This window comes from Pseudomonadota bacterium (genome assembly GCA_039815145.1).
In the GTDB taxonomy this organism is placed as follows: domain Bacteria; phylum Pseudomonadota; class Gammaproteobacteria; order Steroidobacterales; family JBCBZW01; genus JBCBZW01.
In genome coordinates this window covers 1-17,369 of the sequence record JBCBZW010000050.1, presented here as the reverse complement: position 1 = coordinate 17,369, position 17,369 = coordinate 1, and the positions used below count along the sequence as shown (strand labels likewise).

Below are 17,369 nucleotides of genomic sequence, written 5' to 3'. Positions count from 1 at the left end.
GGATCAGTCGGCCTCGCGCAGGGCGCGTTCGAGCTCATCCACCAGGCGTCCGGGCTGCTCCTGGTCGTACCAGTGTGCGATGAGTCGGAAGGCGATCGACAGCTCCATCGTGCGCCCGGCGCGGATGGCGATCATCTGCTGCAGCAGCTCGCCGCGATCGAACCAGCGCGCGTCCTCCAGCTCTTCGTCGTTGAGACGAATGTCCGTGTTAGTCGCCTCGGCGGTGAAGCCGATCATGAGCGAGGACGGGAAGGGCCACGGCTGCGACGAGTGGTAGCGCACGTTGGCGACCTGGATGTTGGTCTCCTCGGCGACTTCACGGCGCACGGCGTCCTCCAGGCCCTCGCCCGGTTCCACGAAGCCGGCCACGGTGGAGTAGCGACCGGGCGGCCAGCTGGGTTGGCGCCCGAGGAGACAGCGCTCGCCCCGGCTCACCAGCACGATCACGGCCGGGTCGAGGCGCGGGAACTGGCGCGCGCCGCAGGCGGGTTTGGTGCAGCGGCGCATGTGGCCGCCCTCGGCGCTCTCGGTGGATGTGCCGCAACGCGAGCAATAGCGGTGGGTTCGGTGCCACAGCACCATAGCCCGGGCGTAGGCGAGCAAGCCCGCATCCTCGCGATCCACCAAGGTGGCGTGGCGGCGTAGGGACTCGAGGCGGCCGAGGGCACTCAGGGAGTCGGCGAGGTGGCTCGGGCAATCGAGAGCGAAATAGTGCTGGGAGCGATATTCACCGAGGAAGATCCACTCCTCGCGATGCAGCTCCAAGGTGGTGATTTCGGTATAGCGCAGCAGGCGTGCGCGGGGCTGCGGCTGGGTCTCGATCAGCGTGTGGTCATCGCACACGGGCACGAACAGGGCGTCGCGCGCGGTGCTGTCGCTGCGCAGCCAGCCATCGTCCTTGCGTCGGTGTACGGCGCGTTGCGGATGGCCGCCGGCGAACACGTTGGCTGGGAAAGCGTCGGACATCTTCGGATCTGGTTCGAGTACTGCCGGGGTGTAATCGGTGGCGTCAGCGCCTGCCCTGGCAGCTGCGGGCGGGTGGCCCTCGCCGCCGAAACGGGGGGGCCGCGGGGACGCATGGTATGATAACGCAGTGGCCTCAGGCCCGGTGGACCGGTCCCCCAAAACCCGCATCCACCGGCCCTGATCGGCCCCCACACCTCACGCCGTCACCCCCCACCCATGTCCGGCGCGCCTCGACGCGCGAGCGGCAGCGTGACGGCCGACCACTATCGGATGGCTATGAAAGCACTGTCGATTTCCGGCTTGACCAAGACCTACGCCACGGGCCTTCAGGCGCTGCGTGGCTTAGACCTGGATGTGGACGAGGGCGACTTCTTTGCCCTGCTCGGTCCCAACGGCGCCGGCAAAACCACCATGATCGGCATCATCACCTCCCTGGTTTCCAAGACCGCGGGAACGGTGAGCGTGTTCGGCCACGACATCGATCGCGAGCTGGAGGTGGCCAAGGCCCAGATCGGCCTCGTGCCCCAGGAGATCAACTTCAACCTGTTCGACCGCGTGCAGAACATCGTGATCAATCAGGCGGGCTACTACGGCATTCCTCGCGGCCAGGCGGCCGAGCGCGCCGAGTTCTATCTGCGCGAGCTGAAGCTGTGGGACAAGCGCAACGATCGGGCCCGCAACCTCTCCGGCGGCATGAAGCGACGCCTGATGATCGCCCGCGCCCTCGTGCACCGGCCACGCCTGCTCATCCTGGATGAGCCCACGGCCGGGGTGGACATCTAGATCCGTCGCTCCATGTGGGACTTCCTGCGCAAGATCAACGGCGAGGGCACCACCATCATCCTCACCACCCACTACCTCGAGGAGGCGGAGACCCTCTGCCGCAACATCGCCATCATCGACGATGGGCAGATCATCGAGCGCGACGGCATGAGCAGCCTCCTGCGCAAGCTCCACGTGGAGACCTTCGTGCTGGACCTGGCAGAGCCCCAGGCGGAGGCGGCGCGAGCCGCGCTCAGCGAGTTCGACACGCGCCAGGTGGATGAGTGTTCGATCGAGATCGACGTCTTCCAGGACCAGGGCAAGTGCCTCAACGACATCTTCCAGGCCCTCACCGGCGCCGGCATCCGCGTGCCCACCATGCGCAACAAGGCCAACCGCCTAGAGGAATTATTCGTCCGCCTGGTGGAAGACCGTGATCGCCAGCAGGCGGAAGAAGCGGCGGCGGCCGCAGCCTCGAGCACCGCAGCGGTGGAGGGCAGCCGATGAGCGTGGCCACCAACACCATCGGCTTCATGACGATCGTGCGCAAGGAGTACTCGCGCATCATGCGCATCTGGGTGCAGACGATCGTGCCGCCCGTGATCACCGTGAGCATGTACTTCATCATCTTCGGCACGCTCATCGGCGAGCGCATCGGGCCCATGGCGGGCTTCGATTACATGCAGTACATCGCGCCGGGTCTGATCATGATGTCGGTGATCAACAATTCCTTCGGCAACGTGGTGTCGTCGTTCTTCGGCGCCAAGTTCGGCAAGCACATCGAGGAGATGCTGGTCTCGCCCATGCCGAACTGGTTGATCATCCTGGGCCACGTGAGCGGAGGCGTGCTGCGCGGCTTGTTGGTCGGCGCCCTGGTCACGGTGATTGCCCTGCTGTTCACCAACCTGAGCGTGGTCAACCTGCCGGTGACCATCGCCGTGGTGCTGCTCACCGCCGTGGTGTTCTCCCTAGGCGGACTGATCAACGCCATCTTCGCCAAGGACTTCGAAGGCATCTCGATCATCCCCACCTTCGTCCTGGCGCCCCTCACCTACCTTGGCGGGGTCTTCTACTCGGTCGATCTGCTGCCCTCACCCTGGCAGGAGATCTCGCGCGTGAACCCCATCCTCTACATGGTGAATGCCTTTCGCTACGGCATCCTCGGCGAGTCGGACGTGAGCATCGGCACGGCCTTCACGATCATCATCGTCTTCGCCCTGGCGCTGTACGCGATCGCGATCCACCTGATGCGCAAGGGCACGGGGATGCGGTCCTAGGCAGGGGGTGGACCCGTCGCGGTGGCGACGGGCCCAGAAACAATGCTCGCTTAGGAAGCGGACTCTTCCGCGGGATCCTCGCCGAGCAGGTCTTCCAGGTCGTCCAAGACCTTGTCTTCGTTCTCGTCAGGTTCCGCCTCGAGCTTGGCGAGCTCCTCATCCGAGATACGAATCTTCAGCTTCTTGTCGGGGGCCGGGTAGCGCTTGAGCGTAGCGAGGACGATGCGATCGGTGACTTCGCGGGTGTTGTTGAGCATCTTCTTCATCGGCAGGCCGCCGGTGTTGATGAAGTAGTAGGCCGACACCACCCCGGACTCGGCATCCACCACCCCCACGTCCACCCGCGAGTAACCGGCGCCACCGCCGAGGAGGATGGCCATGGCGACCTTGCCGGCGCCCACGGCTTCGGCGATCAGGCGTGGGTAGACCACCGCGTCGACGTCGAAGCGGCGCGCGAGCAGGCGGCTGCCGTCGCCACCATTGAAGCGTTCGTACTTCACCCCTTTCGGTTTGCGGGTGATCGACTTCTGCTCCGTGGAGAAGCTGGTACGCGCGCTCGCGTAGAGGTCGCGCAGTTCTTCGTCCGCCGTGATCTCCTCAATACTCAGGCTGACCAACTCGTAGCCCAACTCCTCGAAGTGCGCTCGCAGGGACGCGTCCATGCCCTGCTCCAGCATCTCGGTCTCCGCAAGCATCTCCTCCTGCAGGAGGATCTTCTGATGGAACAGGACCGCTTGCGTCGGCAGCAGCAGCAGGCGCTTGGGTCGCTCGCTGGGATCGGCGAAGTCAGGCGTCGCAAACCACTTGGCGGATGCGGTGATGGGAAGCAGCAGCATCATCGCGACGCCCAGTACGGCGAGGGGCCCACGGCGATAGGTCGAGCGTGTCATCAGGATTCTCCTTCTTTTGTCAGAGCGTCACGAACGACCCGCAGGCGATCGATCACGATGCTGCGGTCGAGCGCCTCCGGGTGCTTCTTCAGGTACTGCATGTAGGCGCGCCCGGATGCTCGGTGCTCGCCCTGTAGGAGGAAGGCATCACCGAGGCCGCGCAGGGCTTGAAGTTCCGTCTCGGGGTCGGCTTTGGCGATGTTGTAGTGTTCGATCGCCTGGGCCATGTTGTCGCCCAGTTGGCGCTGCGCTTCGGGCGCCGCGAGCGCTGCCTCGAACCGCTCTTCGCGGGTGAAATTGACCCGGTCGCGCTGATTGCGGCGCTTGTCGCGGTCGTTCAGCGTGAGGTCGGCGGAGGTGTCGCGGGCGCCGAGGGCGACCAACGCGTCACCCAACGAAAGGTGTAGCTGTGCGGACTCCCCGTAACGCGCCTCGAGGGTCTTCGCCAGGTTGTAGGCCGAGCGGGGCATGTCGATCTCGAGGTAGTCCTCGACCGTGCCCAGGGCGATACGCCGCGACATCGTCTGGTAGCGTTCGCGGCCGACATCCCCCGTAGGCGTGGGGGAGACGGTGGAGAGGACTGCGACTCGGCGCTCGTCGAGGTAGGGGTGCGTGCGCCAGGCGCGCCCGCCCTGTACGTTGAGCCCCTCGAAATCCTGCTTCAGCACCATGAACATCTCGGCGAACTCAGCCACGTCGTAGCCCGCGTCGACCAGCCGTTCGACGGCGACGACGTCTGCCTCGGCCTCACACTCACGGCTGTGCTCGTACATCTCGGAGATCACACCGAGCGTGATCAGGCTACCCGCCAGCGCGCCGCCGAGGCCGAGGCCCGCGCCCAGCATGCCGGTGATTACCGTGGTGCCCACGGCGTCCTTGCGCACGTCGCGCATCGTGAGCAGGGTGTGGTGCCCGGCTACGTGGTTGATCTCATGGGCTAGCAAGCCGGCGAACTGCGCCTCGCTTTCCAGCCAGGCGATGAGCCCCGAGTGCACGTAGATCTGGCCGTCCGGCAGGGCGAACGCGTTGGGCACGGGATCGTTGATGACGGCGAACCGGTAGTCGATGAACGGGTCGGTCGCGGGCGGCATCAGCTTGGCGGCGATCTCCTGCATGTAGGCGTCGAATGCCGCATCGTGGATCACGAATCCACGGCGCTCAAAGTAGGCCTCGAGCTCCGAGGCGTTCTGCACCACGTCGCGATCCTTGCGATCCATGTCGTCGAGCGTCGAGTATTGGCCGACGCTCGCGCCTTCGGGCACCTCGACGGCGCCGTAGGTAACGATAGGCAGCAACACAGCTGCGAAAACGCTGGCGAGTGTGGCCGCGTGGCGGCGAAGTGCAGTTCTCACCGTGATCCCCCTGCATCGAGCAACCGGTTTACTCGGTCACAAATCCGGTTTGGCGATGGGGGAGACTAGCTGATCAAGAAGTTCGAATCATCCTCGCAAACTGCACGGGATCGGATGTCCGGACAGATCGTGGCTCGATGAAGGTGACAACGAAGGCGAGGCAGAAGACAGGCGATCTCGGCTTAGGGCGAGGGCACCTTCAACATAATCGATCGATTCGGTGTGGGGTCTCGCGAACATGGCTTCGCGGTCGGCAATCGGTGCGGGAGGCGGTTTGGAGGATTCTGGCGTCTGCTTCGGTTCATTCGCCTATCGGACAAGGTGGCTGGCCGAGTCGCTTGCCGTCCGAGGCGAGGCAGGTTCGAGCCGCCCCTATGGGCAGCCCGCACCTGCTTCCACCCACGCCGCCGTGAGCGCGCCGAAGGTGGCCTGATCACCAGGCGCCGGGGTGCGCCCCTCGCCCGGGTGCCAGGCCCAGTTCACAAGGTGATCGGTGGTGTGGTGGGCGATGAGATCATCGAGGGAGCGGCCCCCGTTGCGCGCCTTGTCCTTCACCTGACGGCAGAGCGCATCGAGCTCATGGCCGAGCCACCCCATGCTGGCAGGCGCCAGGCGCCAGGGTTGGGCGCCGGGCACGGAGCCCTGCATGCTCGTGTAGGCCACATTGGTCGTGCCGTGGCAGGTCGTGCACTGCATGGCGTAGGGCCCGATGCCTGCGATCCCCCGACCCACGGGGGGTACGTGCGCATGCTGATCGTCGCCCTGCCGCGGCCCCCCCGACACGGGGTGGCAATTGGCGCAGCGCGGATGCTGCATCACCTTGGCCATCTCCGCGAACAGGGCTCGCGCCCGCGAGTCATCGTCCTTGATGTAGGCGAAGGCGGCGGGCGTGCGCAGACCGTTCACGATCAGAGAGCCGGTGGGGCGCATCTTCTTGCCCAGCTCGACGCTCTCCTGCGAGGACTTCTTCGTGCCGTGGTGGTGATCGGCCAGCACCACGCTGCTCAGGCCTAGCGCTACGATCAGGCTGGCGGCCAGGGCCGCCAGCGTGCTGATGACCCCAGTGCGCATGGTCACGCGCTGAGGCTGCGGCGCATCGGCAGCAGGCGAGGCGTCCCGCCCGTCAGCTTGCGCACGGCATTGGCGACGGCAGGGCCGATCGGTGGTACGCCGGGTTCGCCCACGCCGGTCGGCGCCTCGCGCGAGGCGATCACCGCCACCGCCACCTCGGGCATCTCGCTCAGTCGCAAGGACGGGTAGTCGTGGAAGTTCGACTGGCGCACCGTGCCGCCGGGGGCGAGCTCCAGGGCGTTGTGCAGGATGGCGCCCAACCCGTAGCCGATGCCCCCTTCCATCTGGGCCGTGACCACGTTCGGGTTGATCGCCACGCCGCAGTCGACGGCGCACCACACCTTGTGCACGTGAGGCATGCCGTCATCGCCGAGGGACACGTCGACGATCTGGGTGACGAAGCTGCCGAAGGACTCGACGCAGGCGACGCCGAAGGCGTGTCCCGGCTCCGCCTCTCGGCCCCATTGCGCCATCTTCGCGGCGCGCTCGAGGGTGGCCGCGAGACGCGGCGACTTGTCGCCCATCAGGGCGAGGCGACCGGCGACCGGGTCCTGACCGCCGGCTTCGAGCAGCTCGTCGAGGAAGGTCTCCACGGCGTAACCCGTGTGCGTATGACCGACCGAACGCCACCACAAGGTGGTGACCGGGCTCTCGGTCATGTGCGCGGTGACTCGCATGTTGGAGAGGGCGTAGGGCAGTTCGCGGGCGCCTTCCACCATGGTGGTGTCGACGCCGTTCACGATCATGCCCTCGAAGGGCGATCCCTGTAGGATCGACTGGCTGGCGATGGTCTGGTCCCAGGCCACGATGTTGCCGTCGTCGTCGAGGGCGCCGCGCAGGCGATGCACCGTGAGCGGACGGTACCAGCCGCCCTGGATATCGTCCTCCCGCGTGTACATCAACTTGATGGGGGTCTCCCCACCGTGCGCCTTCCAGGCCTCGGTCAGCTCCGCAGCAAAGTGGGAGGTGGGCTGGGCGCGGCGACCGAAGCTGCCGCCGGCGAGCATGGTATGCACGCGTACTTTGGTGGGTTCCACGCCGGCGACGGCGGCGATGGTGCCCTGGTCCACGGTCTGCAGCTGGCTGCCCATCCACACATCGAGGTGGCCGTCTTCGCCCAGCTCCATGACGCCGTCGAGGGGCTCCATGGGGGCGTGGACAAGGTAGGGGAAGACGTACTCGGCTTCGAAGGTCTCAGTGCCGGCACCGAAGCCTGCGTCGATATCGCCGTGGCTCCCGGCGACCGTACCGGGACCCTTACGCACGGTGGCCAGCCAGGCCTGCTCGAGCTGCTCGGTGGAGCGTTTCTCGCTCGCCGTGTCGTCCCAGGTGATCTCAAGCGCCTTACGACCTTGTAAGGCGGAGTAGGTGTCGCGACCGTACACCGCAACCCCAGCACTGATCCGCCGTACGTCGACCACCCCCGGTACGGCGCGGGCGGCGCTGTCGTCCACGCTGGCCACCTTGGCCCCGAGTCGCGACGGGTGGGCGACCACCACCGTGAGCATGCCCGGGCGGTACACGTCCAAGGTGAAGTCGGCGGCGCCGGTCGTCTTGGCCTGGGTGTCGAGCTTGCGCGTGTCCCGGCCGATCAGGGTGAACTGGTCGGGAGACTTCAGCGCGGGCTCGGCGGGGACTTCCTCCGTCGCGGCGAGACGGGCGAACTCGCCGAAGGTGCCCTGCTTGCCGCTCGCGGCGTGGTTGATGATGCCGCTGCTGACGGTGATCTCCCCCGCCGGCACGTCCCAGGCGCGGGCCGCGGCGCTCACCAGCATCGCCCGGGCGGCGGCGCCAGCCTGGCGCATGGGCAGGTAGGAAGAGGCGATGGCCGTCGAGCCACCGGTGCCCTGCACGCCGAAGGCGGCGTTGGCGTAGAGGGCGGCATTGGCCGGTGCGTGCTCGGCGCGAATCTGGGACCAGTCCGCGTCGAGCTCCTCGGCCACCATCGTGGCGAGACCCGTCCAGGGGCCCTGGCCGAATTCGATGTGCTTGACGATGACGGTGACGGTGCTGTCCTCGTTCACCCGAACGAACGCGTTAGGCGCGAAGGTGCCCGAGTCGCTGGCCGGGCCCGTGGCGGCCTGCAGCCGTGGCGCGATGGGCAGGCTGGCGCCCACGACCAAGGTGCTGGCGCCAGCGATGAACTGGCGCCGGGCGGGATTGGTGGGAGGTGCGGTCGATGACATGGCTCAGCCCTCCAGCTTGTCGGCGGCGAGGTGGATGGCCTCGCGGATGCGCACGTAGGTGGCGCAGCGGCAGACGTTGCCGCTCATGGCGGCGTCGATGTCCTGCGCGCTGGGCTTGGGCCGCTGCTTCAGCAGGGCCACCGCGGACATCACCTGGCCGGACTGGCAGTAGCCGCACTGCGGCGTGTCGAGCTGCTCCCAGGCCGCCTGCACGGCCACCGCTTCGTCGCCCTCGAGGCCTTCGATGGTGGTGATCGCCTGGTCGGCGACCGAGCCCACGGGCGTGACACAGGCGCGCCGCGGCTGACCGTTGACGTGCACGGTGCAGGCGCCGCACTGGGCGATGCCGCAGCCGAACTTCGTGCCGGTAAGGCGCAGGTGGTCGCGGATGGCCCACAGCAGGGGCATTTGGGGATCGACGTCGAGCGTGCGCTGCTCGCCGTTTACGGTGACGTTGATGGCCATGGAGGACTCCTTAGGGCTTCTGCCGCAAAGGATGACGCCCTGAGGATGGCAGTGTCTACCATAACGCTGGGGCGACAAGTGGCGGCGGCCCTCAGGCCGGTGCGAAGCGCGCGCCCTCCTTGCGCAACAGTTCCTCCAGCAGTGAACGATGACAGCGCGAAGCATCTTCGCAGTAACAACCGACGGAGAAGTTGGTGTGCTGCGACAGGGCGGCGAGCAGGGCGATCTCGCGGCGCTGATCGGGGGCCTTCATCTGCGCCAGGTAGCGGCGCTTGAACTGCTTCCAGGCGGCCTCGTCGGCCAGGGGGAAGAAGTCCTTGAGCAGCGCTTCGCTGGGGGCCAGGTTGGGGAACCAGACGTCGTAGAGGTCGCGGCTCGCGAACTCCGCCTTCGGCACACCGCGCGGCGGGCGGCGCACCGTGCCGATGCGCAGGCCCTCGTCGTCGGCGCGAGGGCTGCCGAGGCGCACCACACGCACCGCCATTCGCGTCAGTTCCCCGCCGAGGGCGCCGCGTTCGCGGTCGATGCCCTCATGATGGCCTGGCGCACGCGGGCGTCGGGCGCGCCGTCGTCCAGCTGCACGGAGTCCGAGCCGAACACACGCACCCCGAGTTCGGTGAACAAGGTCTGCATCGGCGGAAATCCCCGTTGCCTGGCGTAGCGCTCGCCGGTGCGGGTGAAGAGGGTGGAGCCGCTGAGGCGATCGAGCTGCCCCAGCAGTTGCTGGCCCGTCCACATCTGCGTGGCTGGCAGGCAGCAGTCGCCGAGCGCCAACAGCACCTCGTCCAGCGATTGGCCCTGGCGGCGCAGGAGCACGTCCATCTCCAGCCAGAAGGCGGCGCCGCTCCAGTACACGTGGCGGTGGGCGCGCTCCCGTCCCATCTCGCTCGAGAGGTAGGCCAGGGAGGAGAGCTTGCCCTGGGCGCGGCCGCGGTCGAAGCCCGCCTCGATGCGCTCCCATGCGCGGCGCTCATCGAGCAGGCCGGCGCGGGCGCGCAGTACCTCCTGGTAGTAGCTGGCGAGACCTTCCGATAGCCACGCGTCGTCCCGGTTGAGGAACGGCAGCAGCAGGTGGCTGAACTCGTGGGTGGCGGTCCAGTCCTGACGGAACTCGCGCAGGGGCCGCGAGGGATCGACGAAGAACAGCGCCGCGCTGCCGCCACCACGCACGATCTGTGCCCACGGCACGGCCTCGTTGCCGCGGCCGTAGGGGATGACGAGCACCTGCACGTCCGGCACGGGAAAGCGCCCGTAGAGTTCGGTGACGGCCCCTGCCGCCTCCTGCAGCCATTGGGTCATCTCCCGCGGCCTGGTGCCGGCGAGGGCTGCCAGGTGCAGGCGCGCGCCGGCGACGCGCACCGTCTGCGTGTCGAAGCGGCCGAACGCGGTGCGCGCAGGCCAGTAGCGTGAGGTCGCGCCGACGCGATAGGTGTGGGTGGACCCATCGCCAACCCGCTGCCACGGTACCGACACGTTGAGCCCGGACGGGAGCGAGAAGCGCACTTCGATGTCATCGCCCTCCCGTGGCGAGACCGGTCGCCACAGCCAGAGGGTCGAGCGCGTCACGAGATCCGATTCGTAGCGGCTGAGCAGTCGAGAGTCGTTGGCGCCGCGGGCGCGCTCGAGCGATACGGCGTAGTCGAAGCAGCGCCCATCCCCAGAGCCGGTGAAGCGCAGTTGCCCATCGCCGCGAAGACTCAGGTTGTTCGAGAGGGCATCACGGATCAGGAAGCTGCCGGCGCGAGAGCTGCCCGTGCCGAGGCGGCGCTCGCTGGTGCCGGCGGCGAGGCAGGCGTGTACAGATAGCCGCTCGAGGGCGCCGTCCACCTGCACGTCGTAGCGGTGCAGGCGCTCGGCGGCGCCGGCGCCGAGGCTGAGCAGGGTGAGCGCGATGAGCGCAACGCGCTTAGGAGTCGTGAGGTCGCCTATCGACGATGAGAACATGCGCAGCTGGCGACCTCGCGTGAGAATGAACTCAGACTTCGAGCCCCAGCTGCGCGGCGAGTTCCGCAGGCGGTACGTAGTGCTGCAGACCGACCACGACCAGGCCGGGGCCGCCGTGCACGCCGAGGGCCGTGCCCACTTCCGTCTGGTGGCAGCTCTCGTGCGACGGGTAGGCGGTGCGCAAGCGCTGGGCCAGCTCCTCGCAGTCGGCGGGGGCGTCGCCGTGACCCACGAAGATCCGCAGGCGCGAATCGCTCGCGTGGCGGGCCGAGATGAACCGGGTCAATCGTTCGGGAAGCTTCGTGCGGCCGGCCAGTACGCCGACGGCCGTGATGCGTCCGTCGCGGCGATTGCCCAAGATAGGTGTTAGGCGAAGCAGGTCCGCCACTGCCTTCACACCGCCGGGGACGCGGCCGCCGCGCACGGCGTAGCGCAGGTCGCGCACGTAGGCGTAGGCCTTGGTCTGCTGACCGATCGCCTCGCACAGGGCCAGGGTGGTCTCGAGGTTGTAGCCGGCCTTCGCGCACTCCGCTGCGTAGACGGCGATGAGGCCCTGGCCGAGGGTGGCGTTACCCGTGTCCAGCACGTGGAGCTTCTCCGGCTGGGTCGCCCGTTGGGCAGCACTGGCCGCGGCCTGCCAGGTGCCGCTCGCCTTCGACGTCACGTTCACGGAGAGCACGGACTCGTAGTGCGAGGCGAGGAAGTCGAACTGCCGTCGCAGGTCAGCCGGGCTCGGCTGCGAGGTGGACGGATGCTCAGGATCCGTCTTCATCCGTTCGAACAGCTCCTCCGGCGTCAGCGTCACCTTGTCCAGGAAGTTGGTGTCGCCGAAGTGCACCCGCAGGGACACGAGGTGGATGTTGTGCTCCTCGATCAAGTCCTCGGGCACATCGCCGGCGCTGTCCATGAGCACGGCCACCTTCTGCGCCGACTGATGGTGCACGTGGCCGGCTTGCGTGTGCATGTCGTCGGCCTTCTGGCCGCTGACCACGCCCTGGCGTGCGGCGAGTTCGAACACCTGATCGGGATGATCGGTGTGGATGTGCAGCCTCACCTTGCGCCGACTGCCGGCGATCACCACGCTGTCACCTATCGCCGCCGTTTGCTCGCGCAGCTTGCGTCGGTCGATGTCATCACCGGTGATCAGGCACTCGGTGCAGAAGCGGAATTCGGACTCTTCGTAGCTGTCGAGTTCCGCCGCGAAGGCGTCGGCGTCCGCGATGTCCGCCACGTGGGTCTGCTCGCGCAGGGAGCCGCTGCGCAGGTAGTCGTCGACGCCTTCGAGCAGATCTACAAAGCCCTTGGCACCGGCGTCCACGACGCCGGATTTGCGTAGCACCTCGAGCTGCTTGGGCGTGTTGGCCAGGGCGCGGCGGGCGGCGGCGAGGCCGTGTTGGAGCACCACCCGCATGTCCGTGGCCCCGGTCTTGGGCTGGCGCTGCTGGGACAGGGCCTTGGCGTACTCGGACAGCACGGACAGGATCGTGCCCTCGCGCGGCTGCGAGAGCGCTTCACGGGCGTAGCGCGCGCCGCGCTTGACCGCGTCGGCGAACTCTTTGGCATCGAGGCGTGGCAGGTCGGCGGTGTGGTCCGACAGGCCTTGGAAGAACTGGGCGAGGATGGCACCGGAGTTACCGCGCGCCCCGTCCAGGGCGGCGTCGGCGACGCCCGCCAGCAGGCGCCCCGCGTGCTGTTCCGACTCGTCCAGGCGAACCAACACCGTGCCCAGGGTGGAGGCGATGTTGGTGCCCGTGTCCCCATCGGCCACGGGGAACACGTTGATCTTGTTCAGCGCGTCCTTGTCCGCCAACACCCGTGCGATGCCCGCCCGCAGGCCGCGCGCCAGGCGCTGGCCATCGAGGTAGTTGATCGCAGGTGCTCGCAGTCGGCCATCGATGAGTTGGGCTTCGCTCACGTGTTTCTCGTACTGTCCTTCGTCGTCGAACATGAAGTCTTACCGTGACTTGAGCAGGTAGCGTTGGCCGCGATAGCGGATGACGGCGCCTGCGTTGCTGATGTCGTCCACGACCGCGCCCTCAGAAGTCTGGTCGCCGATCGCGTAACGCTGCATGTTGATGTAGACGTAGCTGTCCGCCGGGTCTGGGCTGGTGCTCAGCATGTTCAGGGTGAACTCCGTCGGCGCTGCGGCGAGGTTGGCGACGCTCGGCGTCACGCGCGTCGGCTGCGGCGCTGGGGCGGCCGGTGTCGCCTGCACCGGCGCTGGCGTCGGTGCCGTCGGCGTGGCCACCGTGATGCTGCCCCCACCCGCAGTGATGCCTTCCTCGGCCAGCAGGTCGCGGACGACCACCGTGCCTGGGGTGACGTTGCGCTGCGCCGACGGTGAGGGTGTGTTTTGGTACTGCGCCTCGACCACCTGCACGCTGCCGGGCGCAACGCTGGGTGCCGCCGTGGCCGCTGCCGGGCTAGGCCGCACGACCACCGGATCATCGGCCCTCGCCAGGGCGCTGAGGCTGGACATCTCGCGCTGGGAGTCGCTGCGCGCCACGCGCGGACTCGCGGGCCGCGGGGCCGGCGTCTGCGGAGCGGCTTCCCTGGGGCGTGAGGTGGGTGTCGGGGCAAACGCCGTGCCCTGCTCGCTGGCCCCGGAGCGCATGGCCATCCAGGTGACCGCGGCGGCGGCGATGATCACCGCGCCTGCCGCGGCAGCGATCAGTGCGCTCTGCGGCAGGGGCGCCGCATCACTGCGCGCGCGGCGACCGCTCGGCAGGGAGTAGACGGGTTGGCTCTGCGTATGGCGCTGCGTTTCGGCGCGGCGCAGAGCGTCGAGTATGAGTGACATGCCGGTTGCTTACTCCTGATCACCGGAGGACGACTGACGGCCGCTCGCCAAGCGGGCGCTGTCGCCGCTGCTCGTGCCATCCGTGGCACGGCTGTCGGAGAGGGTGGGCACGCCGTCCGGTTCGAGGGCGGCGTTGAGGACGATCAACGTGTGCAAGCCGGCCAGGCCGTCTACGGCCAAGCGCGCCTCACGTTGAAAGTCGCGCACCTGCGCCGTGAGCGCAGAGTCGTAGAGGTCCGGTGTGGTGGAACCGCTGGTGAGCAGGGACTCGCCGGACAAGCTGGTGAGCGATTCTCGTAGCCAGGCGACGCCGGGCCCACGCGAGCCCGGGCGCAGGAGACCATCCGCGTCCGGGTGCGGGCGCCAGAGCAGCAGGTACTCGCCCATCCAGCGTGGCGTGACGTCGTTGAGGGCGAGCGTGTGCGACTCGTCGCCGATCTGCAGGTCGATCTCGCCGTCCTGCAGGCGCGTGGCCACCACGTGATGGCGCTCGCCGCCGAGATCGACCAGGGACAGGATCGCCGGCCGGTCCATCGCCTGCAGCAGGGCCCAGGACCCGAGTTGCACCTCACAGCGCAGACCCTCCCGGCGCGCCCGGTCGCAGGGTTCCTGATCGAGGTCGACGCCCGGCAAGCCCCAGCGTTGGAACAGGGCGTCGAAGGCGCGGGCCGTCGTGGTCTCGCTCGCGTAGGTGACCAGCAGCTCGTCGAGCGACGGTGACGGAGTGGACTCCTCGCCTACCGGCGCCACGGGCTCGCTCGCGGCCGTGTCTACCGGACCCGCGGGCGCGGTCTGCGCCACCACGGGAGCGGCGACGGTCGGCGCGGCCGCCGCAGGCGGTTCCTGCACGGCCGCTACCGCGGGAGTTAGGTCTGTGCCGGAGTTCGCCAGCCACCATCCGCCGAGCCCCGCTGCCGCGGCGGCCACCGTCGCGGCAGCGGCCAGGGGCAACCAGCCAGGGCCTTGGCCGTCGCGGGGGTTGATGCGGGGTCCCTGCACCTCCTCGCTGGCGCGGCGTACGAGGCGCGGGCTCACCTGTCGCTCCATCTTCGAGTAGGCACCGAGGAGGGAGCGATCGCACACCACGTTGACCAGGCGTGGCACGCCGCCCGACACCCGGTGCACTTCCCGCAGCGCAGGCGGGGTGAAGATGTCGGTAGTCGCGCCCGCCACGTCCAGGCGGTGGCGCACGTAGTCGGCCGTCTCCTGTGCCGACAGGGGGCCTAGGTGATAGCGGCCGGTGATCCGCTGCGCCAGCTGGCGCAGGTCGGTGCGGGCCAAGGTCTCACGCAGCTCCGGTTGGCCGATCAGGATGATCTGCAGCAGCTTGGCCGTCTCCGTCTCGAGATTGGTCAGCAGCCGAATCTGCTCCAGCACCGAGCGGTCGAGGTTCTGCGCCTCATCGATGACCAGCACCGCTCGCTTGCCCTTCGCGTGGCACAGGAGCAGGTGGGCGTTGAGGGCATCGAGCAATGACTTGTGGTCTTGCTCGGCCGGCGTGATGCCGAACTCGTGGCAGATCGTGCGCAGGAAGCCGATCAGGTCCACCTGCGGGTTGAGAATGGCGGCGACTTCCACCTGCTCGGGCAGCTTGGCGAGCTGCACGCGCATGACGGTGGTCTTGCCGGTGCCGACCTCGCCCGTGAGCTGGATGAAGCCGCCGCTCTCGAGCACGCCGTACTGGAGATGCGCGAGCGCCTCCGCGTGCCGCTCGCTCAGGTAGAGAAAGCGGGGGTCGGGCGTGATCGAAAAGGGCTTTTCACGAAGGCCGAAATAGCTCGTGTACATGCGACGGAGCGCGGCGGGCCGCGGTGCTGAATACGGCCATCCAGTGTACCGCGAAACCTGCTAATTCAGGGAGTTCGCTCCGAATCGATCAGTTCTCGGCAGAGGCTGCGGAGGTCGTTTCGACGGCTCGAGGGGGCTCGGCGCCGGCCACTTCGGCGTAGGTCGAGAGGCCCTGGTGGGCGGCGGCGTCGTGTTCGCCCCCGCACTCGGGGCAGCTGAGCTTGCTGCTGTCGGCCAGCTCGGCGCGGGCCTCCGTGGCCATCTGGGCTGCCGCGGCCGCCACGGCGCGATCCTGGGCCGAGGGCTCCCCGGGGGCCAGGGCGGCGCGCTGGATTTGCTGAGCCTTCTCCAGCGTGGCGCGTGGATCTCCGGCGATCACCCCAGTATCTATCTGAACCTCGCCGCCAACGGCGTATTGACGACCGTCCGGCCCACGCGCGTAGGTGTAGGTGGGGGCGCCGCGCGCCAGGCTGCCGGCAGCGGCGGCGTGCGCGGCCTCGTGAGCGCGCACTTCGCGATCCCGTGCCTGGAGTTCACGCAGCTCGCGCTGCTCCGCCTCGGTCAGATTCTGTTGGGCCTGAGCCTCGGAGGTCACCTGCTCGCGCGCGTCCGAGCCGGCTGGCTCGGGCTGAGCGCTACCGCCCTGGGAGGCGTTGCCGCCCTGGCCGCCCACCCCCGCCTGGCTCGCATCGCCCGCGCCGCTGTTCTCGCTGGCGGCACCCACGGGGGCCACCAGCGGGGGCTCCGGGGGGCTCGGGGGTGCGCTCGGCAGCAGCTCAGCGGGGGCGTTGATCGCGAATGACATGGAAACCTCGTGGTTCTCCCTCTCCTGCCGATCGCTAACGGCGCTCTAGCACGGAAGTTGAGGGGCTGCGGAGGCGCGAGCTGGGACTTGCGCGCCAGCGCACGTTCGTCAGGCGCCGAACAGATCCAGCTGATCGCGCTGCTGCAGCTCGCCCACGCCCACGCCCAGGAGCCGGACGCTGAAGCGCGGCTCGCCGGCGATCCACTCATCGAGCAGTTCCCCCGCCACAGCGAGCAGGCTCGATGCCTCGTCGGTGGGCGGGGCGATGCGACGCTGGCGGGTGAGCGTGGTGAAGTCGCGACGGCGGATCTTCACCCGCACGAGGCCTCCGCGAAGGCCCTTGTGCTGGAGCCGTTCAGCGACGCGGTTGGTGAGCGCCGTCAGCTCCTGGTGTAGCCCTTGAGGTGCCGTGATGTTTCGATCGAAGGTGTCTTCGGCGCTGACGCTGCGGTCCTCGCGATCGCTGACCACCTGGCGATGATCGATGCCGATGGCACGGTCCCGCACCACGCGGGCGTGGTTACCTAATATGGGGCGAAGGCGAGCTTCGCTGGCCGCGTGCAGCTGCGCCAGCGTGTCGATGCCGAGCTCCTTGAGCCGGTCTGCCGTGCGCGGGCCGATGCCGGCCAGGCGTCGTACGGGGAGTTCGGCCAGCATGTCGCTGGCCTGTTCGGGTCGGATGTGAACGAATCCATTCGGCTTGTCGAGATCCGAGGCGATCTTGGCGAGTAGCATGTTGTGCGCCATGCCGACGGAGGCGGTCAGGGCGGTGCGGTCTTTGATCAGATCCTTGATGCGCTTGCCGATGGTCTCGATGTCGCTGGCGGTGGCGGCCTCCGTCACGTCCAGGTAGGCCTCGTCCAGGGAAAGGCCCTGCACCTGTGAGGCGTGCTCGTGGAACACAGCGAACACCTGGGAAGACACCTCCCGGTAGCGCGCCATGCGTACTGGCACGCGTACCAGCTCCGGGCAGCGTTCGAGCGCCTGACGGATCGGCATGGCCGACCGCACGCCGTAGCGGCGCGCTTCGTAGCTGGCGGCGGCGACCACGCCTCGGTTGGTG

14 protein-coding genes and 1 pseudogene are annotated in these 17,369 nt (G+C 68.2%); 2 read left to right on the top strand and 13 right to left on the bottom strand.

The features are described 5' to 3' along the window. Positions 1-3: 3 nt before the first annotated feature. Positions 4-966, bottom strand: a complete 963-nt coding sequence (nudC, locus tag AAF184_13700; protein ID MEO0423388.1) for an NAD(+) diphosphatase — start codon at positions 964-966, stop codon at positions 4-6. 276 nt (positions 967-1,242) lie between these two features. Here nudC and AAF184_13695 point away from each other — a divergent pair. Both AAF184_13695 and AAF184_13690 read left to right on the top strand, forming a co-directional pair. Next, positions 1,243-2,235: pseudogene (locus AAF184_13695) on the top strand (ABC transporter ATP-binding protein). Further along, the gene (locus AAF184_13690) at positions 2,232-3,005 is read left to right on the top strand and encodes an ABC transporter permease (GenBank protein MEO0423387.1); all 774 of its coding nucleotides are present in this window, start codon (positions 2,232-2,234) and stop codon (positions 3,003-3,005) included. Before AAF184_13695 ends, AAF184_13690 begins: the two are co-directional and overlap by 4 nt. A gap of 50 nt (positions 3,006-3,055) precedes the next feature. On the opposite strand, the gene AAF184_13685 is transcribed toward AAF184_13690, so the two are convergent. The 12 genes from AAF184_13685 to dinB all read right to left on the bottom strand — a co-directional run. Beyond that, positions 3,056-3,895: a hypothetical protein gene (locus AAF184_13685; protein MEO0423386.1), complete on the bottom strand. Its 840-nt coding sequence runs from the start codon at positions 3,893-3,895 to the stop codon at positions 3,056-3,058. Continuing rightward, positions 3,895-5,247, bottom strand: coding sequence for a M48 family metalloprotease (locus tag AAF184_13680; protein MEO0423385.1), 1,353 nt, complete (start codon positions 5,245-5,247; stop codon positions 3,895-3,897). Before AAF184_13680 ends, AAF184_13685 begins: the two co-directional genes overlap by 1 nt. A 372-nt stretch (positions 5,248-5,619) precedes the next feature. Further along, entirely contained in the window at positions 5,620-6,318 is a 699-nt protein-coding gene (locus AAF184_13675) for an Isoquinoline 1-oxidoreductase subunit (GenBank protein MEO0423384.1), read from the bottom strand. A gap of 2 nt (positions 6,319-6,320) precedes the next feature. Then, positions 6,321-8,504: a xanthine dehydrogenase family protein molybdopterin-binding subunit gene (locus AAF184_13670; protein MEO0423383.1), complete on the bottom strand. Its 2,184-nt coding sequence runs from the start codon at positions 8,502-8,504 to the stop codon at positions 6,321-6,323. A 3-nt stretch (positions 8,505-8,507) separates the two neighbouring features. Beyond that, positions 8,508-8,969, bottom strand: coding sequence for a (2Fe-2S)-binding protein (locus AAF184_13665; protein MEO0423382.1), 462 nt, complete (start codon positions 8,967-8,969; stop codon positions 8,508-8,510). Between the two features lie 91 nt (positions 8,970-9,060). After that, positions 9,061-9,453, bottom strand: coding sequence for a DUF488 family protein (locus AAF184_13660; GenBank protein MEO0423381.1), 393 nt, complete (start codon positions 9,451-9,453; stop codon positions 9,061-9,063). 5 nt (positions 9,454-9,458) lie between these two features. Continuing rightward, positions 9,459-10,913: a hypothetical protein gene (locus AAF184_13655; protein MEO0423380.1), complete on the bottom strand. Its 1,455-nt coding sequence runs from the start codon at positions 10,911-10,913 to the stop codon at positions 9,459-9,461. A gap of 31 nt (positions 10,914-10,944) precedes the next feature. Beyond that, a complete protein-coding gene (locus AAF184_13650) occupies positions 10,945-12,861 on the bottom strand; it encodes a DegV family protein (GenBank protein ID MEO0423379.1) in 1,917 nt (638 codons plus the stop codon). A gap of 6 nt (positions 12,862-12,867) precedes the next feature. Further along, on the bottom strand, positions 12,868-13,713 hold the full coding sequence (locus AAF184_13645; GenBank protein MEO0423378.1) for a general secretion pathway protein GspB: 846 nt from the start codon (positions 13,711-13,713) through the stop codon (positions 12,868-12,870). A gap of 9 nt (positions 13,714-13,722) precedes the next feature. Beyond that, entirely contained in the window at positions 13,723-15,501 is a 1,779-nt protein-coding gene (locus AAF184_13640) for an AAA family ATPase (protein ID MEO0423377.1), read from the bottom strand. Between the two features lie 88 nt (positions 15,502-15,589). After that, positions 15,590-16,306 carry a putative metalloprotease CJM1_0395 family protein gene (locus tag AAF184_13635; GenBank protein ID MEO0423376.1) on the bottom strand — a complete coding sequence of 239 codons (717 nt, stop codon included), beginning with the start codon at positions 16,304-16,306 and terminating at the stop codon, positions 15,590-15,592. 108 nt (positions 16,307-16,414) lie between these two features. After that, on the bottom strand, positions 16,415-17,369 hold a 955-nt coding region (dinB, locus tag AAF184_13630), incomplete at its 5' end, for a DNA polymerase IV (GenBank protein MEO0423375.1).

Excerpts from the sequence above, each read along its gene's own strand:
- nudC (MEO0423388.1), bottom strand. The coding sequence starts at position 966 with ATGTCCGACGCTTTCCCAGCCAACGTGTTCGCCGGCGGCCATCCGCAA.
- AAF184_13690 (MEO0423387.1), top strand. The coding sequence starts at position 2,232 with ATGAGCGTGGCCACCAACACCATCGGCTTCATGACGATCGTGCGCAAG.
- AAF184_13685 (MEO0423386.1), bottom strand. The coding sequence starts at position 3,895 with ATGACACGCTCGACCTATCGCCGTGGGCCCCTCGCCGTACTGGGCGTC.
- AAF184_13675 (MEO0423384.1), bottom strand. The coding sequence starts at position 6,318 with ATGCGCACTGGGGTCATCAGCACGCTGGCGGCCCTGGCCGCCAGCCTG.
- AAF184_13670 (MEO0423383.1), bottom strand. The coding sequence starts at position 8,504 with ATGTCATCGACCGCACCTCCCACCAATCCCGCCCGGCGCCAGTTCATC.
- AAF184_13665 (MEO0423382.1), bottom strand. The coding sequence starts at position 8,969 with ATGGCCATCAACGTCACCGTAAACGGCGAGCAGCGCACGCTCGACGTC.
- AAF184_13660 (MEO0423381.1), bottom strand. The coding sequence starts at position 9,453 with ATGGCGGTGCGTGTGGTGCGCCTCGGCAGCCCTCGCGCCGACGACGAG.
- AAF184_13655 (MEO0423380.1), bottom strand. The coding sequence starts at position 10,913 with ATGTTCTCATCGTCGATAGGCGACCTCACGACTCCTAAGCGCGTTGCG.
- AAF184_13650 (MEO0423379.1), bottom strand. The coding sequence starts at position 12,861 with ATGTTCGACGACGAAGGACAGTACGAGAAACACGTGAGCGAAGCCCAA.
- AAF184_13645 (MEO0423378.1), bottom strand. The coding sequence starts at position 13,713 with ATGTCACTCATACTCGACGCTCTGCGCCGCGCCGAAACGCAGCGCCAT.
- AAF184_13640 (MEO0423377.1), bottom strand. The coding sequence starts at position 15,501 with ATGTACACGAGCTATTTCGGCCTTCGTGAAAAGCCCTTTTCGATCACG.
- AAF184_13635 (MEO0423376.1), bottom strand. The coding sequence starts at position 16,306 with ATGTCATTCGCGATCAACGCCCCCGCTGAGCTGCTGCCGAGCGCACCC.